This is a genomic window from Pirellulales bacterium, from assembly GCA_035546535.1.
Classification (GTDB): domain Bacteria; phylum Planctomycetota; class Planctomycetia; order Pirellulales; family JACPPG01; genus JACPPG01.
Genome location: DASZWQ010000019.1, coordinates 1 through 5,175 on the forward strand (window position 1 = coordinate 1; position 5,175 = coordinate 5,175).

Annotated in this window: 7 protein-coding genes; 5 read left to right on the forward strand and 2 right to left on the reverse strand. The window is 63.3% G+C overall.

Annotated elements, in window-relative coordinates:
- Positions 1-342: GDP-mannose 4,6-dehydratase (locus VHD36_02110; GenBank protein ID HVU86085.1), on the forward strand; the 342-nt coding region annotated here is incomplete at its 5' end.
- Positions 343-355: 13 nt separating this feature from the next.
- Here VHD36_02110 and VHD36_02115 read toward each other — a convergent pair.
- The gene (locus VHD36_02115) at positions 356-601 is read right to left on the reverse strand and encodes a hypothetical protein (GenBank protein ID HVU86086.1); all 246 of its coding nucleotides are present in this window, start codon (positions 599-601) and stop codon (positions 356-358) included.
- Positions 602-1,246: 645 nt separating this feature from the next.
- Between VHD36_02115 and VHD36_02120 the strand changes: the two genes are divergently transcribed.
- From VHD36_02120 to VHD36_02135, 4 genes are all read left to right on the forward strand, one after another.
- Positions 1,247-1,612 carry an STAS domain-containing protein gene (locus VHD36_02120; protein HVU86087.1) on the forward strand — a complete coding sequence of 122 codons (366 nt, stop codon included), beginning with the start codon at positions 1,247-1,249 and terminating at the stop codon, positions 1,610-1,612.
- 18 nt (positions 1,613-1,630) lie between these two features.
- Positions 1,631-2,362, forward strand: coding sequence for a creatininase family protein (locus tag VHD36_02125; GenBank protein HVU86088.1), 732 nt, complete (start codon positions 1,631-1,633; stop codon positions 2,360-2,362).
- Between the two features lie 62 nt (positions 2,363-2,424).
- Positions 2,425-3,471 carry a ThiF family adenylyltransferase gene (locus VHD36_02130; protein HVU86089.1) on the forward strand — a complete coding sequence of 349 codons (1,047 nt, stop codon included), beginning with the start codon at positions 2,425-2,427 and terminating at the stop codon, positions 3,469-3,471.
- A 77-nt stretch (positions 3,472-3,548) separates the two neighbouring features.
- On the forward strand, positions 3,549-4,559 hold the full coding sequence (locus VHD36_02135; GenBank protein ID HVU86090.1) for a sugar-binding protein: 1,011 nt from the start codon (positions 3,549-3,551) through the stop codon (positions 4,557-4,559).
- 97 nt (positions 4,560-4,656) lie between these two features.
- Here the strand turns inward: VHD36_02135 and VHD36_02140 are convergent.
- Positions 4,657-5,175 (reverse strand): hypothetical protein (locus VHD36_02140; protein ID HVU86091.1); only part of this gene is annotated, 519 nt, incomplete at its 5' end.

Consider the following 5,175-nt stretch of genomic DNA (forward strand, 5'->3'; position numbering starts at 1 on the left):
AGCCCGCTGATCTACGGCGATGGCAGGCAGTCGCGCGACTTTACGTTCGTGGGCAACGTCGTCCACGGCAACCTGCTGGCGGCCGATGCGCCCGGCGTAAGTGGCCGGGTCTTCAACGTCGCCAACGGCCGCTCGACGAACTTGCTGAGGCTCATCGAGCTGTTGAACGAGTACCTGGGCACGAAAGTCGCTCCGGTCTTCAAGCCGCCCCGCGTCGGCGACGTGCGCGAAAGCCTGGCCGACATCAGCGAAGCTCGGCAGGCGCTCGGCTATGAACCGCAGGTCGAATTCGAAGAAGGCCTGCGCCGCACGATTGCCTATTACCGCGAGACGGCCGGCTGAACCTTGGCGATTTTTAGGCGGCGTTCAACGGAATCACGTAATACGTTTTGCCGTTGAACTCGCGCGGTTGCCAGTCTCGCGGTACTGGTTTGACGTCCCGCCGAACATCGTCCGGTTCAACCACCGAGAATTGCGCTGAAACTGGGGCGAAATGCGCCCTGTTGTTCGGCGCAAAGTCACCCGTCATCCATGTCAGCACCGCCGAGGCGCCGACGACCGCGCCCAAGGCAAATGCCCATAGAGCAAAGCGAAATCGCATGCGAAACCTCCCGCTGCAAGGTTTTTTTCAACTCGCCCCTGATTATATGCGGGCGATCTATTAGCGGTTGCCATGCCTGCCATGCGTTTTCGGGCGCAGCCGCTCTGGGCATGCCGTGGCCCAAAAGCGAGCCTGGTGGCTCGGCCGCTTAACGCTACTCAGCCTTTGCGGCCTTTGGCTTTTTGGGCTTGGCCACGGCCTTGGGCTTCGTAGCCTTCGCCGGTTTGGCCGTACCCGCCGCCTTGCGGGCCGCTGCGCGCTCGATCCCGATTTCGTTCCGCCGCCGCCGCCGACGACGCTCACGGGCCGCAACGCCTCCCCGATTCGCTCCCATCGTTCCATCCTTTATTGTTGATGAATGTTAAGCTCTTGGACTCTGCTTCCTCCCGCACCGAAAGGACGTCCTATCTTAGCCGATTGCGTGCCGGGCGAAATGCCAGCCCAGCCGCTGAATGCCGAGACGCGCCCAAGATTCTCTCCCGCGCCGCGAAGGACCGAACGAGTGCGCTTGATCGCCGGCAAACGGCCGAGCAAGCCTTTCGAATCCTGCAACCGCCCTGCCGGACGGCAGGTATAATGACCGCGGGCTGGAAATCCACGTCTGAGTCCGGCGTCTGCCGGGCGCATTGCCGCGACGAGCATCTCATGGCGGACCCTAAGACCTTCCAAGTCAAACAGCTTGGCCCCGTTACGCTGATCCACCCGCGCGAACAGGAAATCGTCGGCCGCAACGTGATCAACGACCTGGCCGACGAGCTGGTCGAATTCGCCCAGAAGCAGAAGCCGACCAGCGTCGTCGTTTCGCTCGCGGGGGTGAGCCGGTATTCTTCGGAAGCGATCGGCGGGCTGATCCGGCTCGAGCGGCGCATCCGTTCCTTGGGCGGGCGCGTGAAGCTGTGCATGAACGATGAACTGCGCGAGCTGTTCCGCGTCACTCGGCTCGATGGCACGTTGTTCGAAATCTTCGAGTCCGAGTCGGACGCCGTAGCATCGTTCTTCGAAAAAAAATAAGACTCGTTCAACAAGTCGATGAAAGAGAAAAGTGAAGTCCTGCTCGGCAAACTGACCCGGCGCGAATTCCGCGAGCGGATGAAGTCTGGCCAGTTGCAGGCGTGCATCATTCCCGTGGCCGCGGTCGAGCAACATCTCGAACACCTGGCCATGGAGCACGATTGGCGCAGCGCCAGCCACGCGGCCACGGCAGTTGCCCAGCGGCTGAGCCCGCGCGTCCTGGTGGCTCAAGGCTTGATGGCGGGCATCAGCGAGCATCACATGAAGCACGCCGGCACGCTCAGCCTGCGCCCCGGAACGTTTCTGGCCGTGGTGAACGACATGATCGAGAGTATGTCGCGGGCCGGCTTCCGCCACATCCTGGTGCTCAACGGCCACGGTGGCAACGTCGCGCCGTGCCGCGGGATTTGGGACCAGTTTCAACGCATCGTGCCGGCAAACCTGCATTTTCTGTCGTACTGGGACGTGCTCACGGCCGACGACGCCCGTGAGCTATTGACGGGCGGTCACCGGCTGCCTGACGACCTGCCGGGGCACGCCCAGGAATTCGAAACCAGCCTGGGCCTCGCCGCGTTCCCGGAAAATGTGCGGCAAGACATGTGGGCCGACCAGGAAGACCCAAAGCCGGCCCTGTCGCGAGCCGAGACGGGTCAAGGATTATGGGACCGGATCATTCCGCGCGTGACCGATTACCTGGCGGACATGATCGAAGGCCGCCGGATCAATCCGACGCCGCCGTATCATCCGTGAAGAAAGAACGCGGCATGCTTTTCGCCTGCGGCGAAAAAGCATGTTCTTGGCGAAAACATGCGATGACTGATTCTCAAGCGTCCGACCTCGCCCGCTACGCCCGGCAAAGCCGCTTCGCCCCGCTCGGCGAAGACGGCCAGCGGCGGTTGTTGGCTTCGCGGGCGCTTGTGTGCGGCTGCGGTGCCCTGGGCTCGGTCATCGCCAACACGCTGGTCCGCGCCGGCGTCGGCCATGTACGGCTCGTGGATCGCGACTTTCTCGAACTCAACAATCTGCAGCGGCAGGTCCTGTTCGACGAGGACGATCTGCGGGCCGATCTGCCCAAGGCCATCGCCGCAGCCAACAAGCTGCGCCGCATCAACTCGCAGGTCGAAATCGAACCGCTGGTCGCCGACGTCGATTATCAAAACATCGAGTCGCTCTGCGCCGGCGTCGATTGCATCGTCGACGGTACCGACAATTTCGAGACACGGTTCCTGATCAACGACGCTTCAGTGAAGCTGGGCATACCATGGGTCTACGGTGGCTGCCTGGGAGCTGAAGGGCAGACGATGACCATCCTCCCCGGCGAGACCCCCTGCTTTCGCTGTGTGATGGCCGAGCCGCCCGACGCCGGCACCGCGCCGACGTGCGACACCGCCGGCATTCTCGCGCCGATCATCGGCGTCATCGCATCGATCGAGGCCAACGAGGCGATCAAGATCCTGGCAGGCCATCGCGAAGCGGTGCAGCGAAATCTATTGGTGGTCGACCTGTGGGAGAACCAGGTCCGGCAGGTGCGCCTCGACAAACTGCGCGAAACGGCCGATTGCCGCACTTGCCGGCACGGAGAATATCCCTGGCTGTCAGGCCGTCGCGGCAGCCACACCGCGGTCCTGTGCGGACGAAACGCCGTGCAGCTCACGCCCCCCACGCGGCAGCAGCTTTCCCTCGCCACGCTCGCCGGAAAGCTGGCCGCGGTCGGCCGGGTAACGCAAAATGCCTTCTTGCTGCGGCTGGCGGTCGACGACTATGTTTTGACGGTCTTCCCCGATGGCCGCACCATCGTCGGGGGCACGGACGATATCGCCACAGCGCGCACGGTCCACGCGAAGTACATTGGCGCGTGACGCCCTGGCGCCGTCGCGCATGCCCTGAGCCTTTCCGATTCGCACAACCTCAATCCCGTTTGAAAGCACACACGCTCATGCGTCGTTCATTTGTCCTTGTCGTGGTCCTCTCGCTTTCAGCACTTGGCTCGATCGTCGGTTGCGGCGCGAAGAGCGAACCGCGCGCGAAAGACGGTAAGCCGGTCGTGGCGTTCGTCACGAACAACCCGTACGAGTTCTGGACCATCGCCCGCCGTGGCACCGAGAAGGCCGCGAAGGAATTCGACGTGACGGTCGATTTCCAGATGCCGCCGCGCGGCACAGCCGCCGAACAGCGCTCGATCATCGAGGACCTGCTGGCCAAGGGCATCGAGGGCATCGCCATCAGCCCGAACGATTCGGCGAATCAGGCACGGTTCTTGAAGGACGTGGCGGCGCGCGTGCCGCTAGTCACCCAGGATAGCGACCTGCCCGAGGGGAGCGGCCGGCTGTGCTATATCGGCACCGAGAACTATGAGGCAGGCAAAGGCGCAGGCAAGCTGGTGCGCGAGGCCATGCCCGAGGGGGGCAAGATCGTGATCTACGTCGGCAAGATGGACGCACAAAACGCCATCGAGCGCCGGCAAGGAGTCCTCGACGAGCTGGCTGGCACGAAGGGGGCCGAGGGACCTGAGCTAGGCAAGTACACGCTGCTGGACACGATGACCGACGACGCCAAGCAAGATAAATGCAAAGCCAACGTCGAAGACACCCTGGTCAAATACGGCAGCGAGCCGAACAAACTGTGCCTGGTCGGGCTGTGGGCCTATAACCCGCCTGCCATGCTGGCGGCGGTGAAGGGGGCGAGCCTTGCCGGCGCCGTGCGTATCGTCGGATTCGACGAAAACGAGGAAACGCTGCAAGGCGTGCAGGACGGCGACATCTACGGCACGATCGTGCAGCAGCCATTCGAGTTCGGCTACCACGCCGTGCGCATCCTGGGGGCAGTGGCCCGCGGCGACAAAAGCGTGATCCCCGAGAACGGCATCCTCTACATCCCGCACCGCGAGATCAAACGCGACAACGTCGGCCCGTTCTGGGATGAGTTGAAGAAGCTCAAGGCCGGCTAACCGACAGATGGAATCAACGCATGCCGCGCATGCCGTGTGCCATGCTTTTCGCCGCAGGCGATAAGCATGCTAGAGCGGTTTGTCGCGGGGCGAGGTACTACGCCGTCACCTTCACCGTCGTATTCGACGTTACGACGTATCCATCGGCGCCGACTCGTAAATGGAAGCTGATGCCGCGGTTGCCGGTCATCGGCTTAGCGACGATGCTGGTGAAGGTGATGTTCTGAGCCACGGCCAGGACCCCGGCCTGCGTGGCATTCGCGTTGAACTTGACGGTCACGGTCCTGCCGGCCGTGAAGCTGCCGATCACGATGCCGTTGTAAATGAGCGTGCTGCCCGAAACGACGAGCCCCCCCGCGGACTGTATGTTGAGCCGGTCGTTGATGTACGGCGACGTGTCGGCCACCGTGAGCAGCGAATTGGCAAACGCGCCCTGCCCAAGTGTCGCCGCGGGCGCCACGACGATCGGGGCGCCGCCTAAATGGTAATTCGTGGCCGGGCTACCCACGGCCAGCGGCGGCGGGCCCATCAGCTCCGCGGTCTGCGTCATGGTGCTCACGTACCCCAGCGAGCCGGATTTGAGCGCAAAGGTGACGGGCCGGTTGGCAATCATCGG